Below are 815 nucleotides of genomic sequence, written 5' to 3' on the forward strand. Positions count from 1 at the left end.
TGGTCTGCGTCGCCATCGCCCAAGTCCTACTGCGCTGCGACGACGAACGCCACTGGCTGCGCGTGGCCCCGCGCCGGATCGGCCACCTCTTCCCCCGCCTGCCCGGCCAATCCGAATACAACCGCCACCTGCGCGATGCGGCGCCGGCGCTGCTGCGCGCCTCGCAACGGCTCGCCCGGGCCATCCCGACCTGGCAGGAGAAACTGCGCCTGATGGACGGCACCCCGGTACCCTGCGGCGCCTCGCGCGCCACCGTGAACCGCTCCGACCTGGGCGAGATCGCCGGCTACGGCCGCGACGTCTCCCACCACGCCTTCTACTGGGGCGCCAAACTCCTGCTCATCACCACCCCGGAGGGGACGGTCACCGCCTTCAGCCTGGCCCACCCCAAAGAACTCGACGAACGCGCCCAGGCCCTGCACCTGCTCCACACCCACGAGTGCGCGCCCGGCCGGTGCCCGATCGTGTGCGACAAGGGCTTCGCCGGAGCCCGCACCGAGGCCGCCGCCGCCGAGCTGGGCCATGTGCTGATCCGACCTGCCCGGGCCGACGAGCCCGCACCCGCCTCGACGGTGTTCCCGTCCTGGCTGCGCCAGCGCGTCGAGGCCATCATCTGGACGCTGAAGAACCAGCTCGGGTTGGAACGCCACAACGCCCGCACCACCGAGGGCCTGTGGACGCGCATGTGCCAGCGCATCTGCGCCCTCAACGCCGCGATCTGGCACAACTGGCTCATCGACGCCCCGGTCAAACGGTCTCTGATCGCCTACGACCACTGACCCGGGACACCCAACAACCCCCATCAACGATCTAGG

1 protein-coding gene is annotated in these 815 nt (G+C 70.7%); it reads left to right on the forward strand.

The features are described 5' to 3' along the window. The coding region (locus RM446_RS24640; protein WP_311547834.1) for a hypothetical protein at nucleotides 1-779 on the forward strand (779 nt) is incomplete at its 5' end. Nucleotides 780-815 lie beyond the last annotated feature (36 nt).

It is taken from the genome of Streptomonospora wellingtoniae, from assembly GCF_031845375.1.
Lineage (GTDB): Bacteria > Actinomycetota > Actinomycetes > Streptosporangiales > Streptosporangiaceae > Streptomonospora > Streptomonospora wellingtoniae.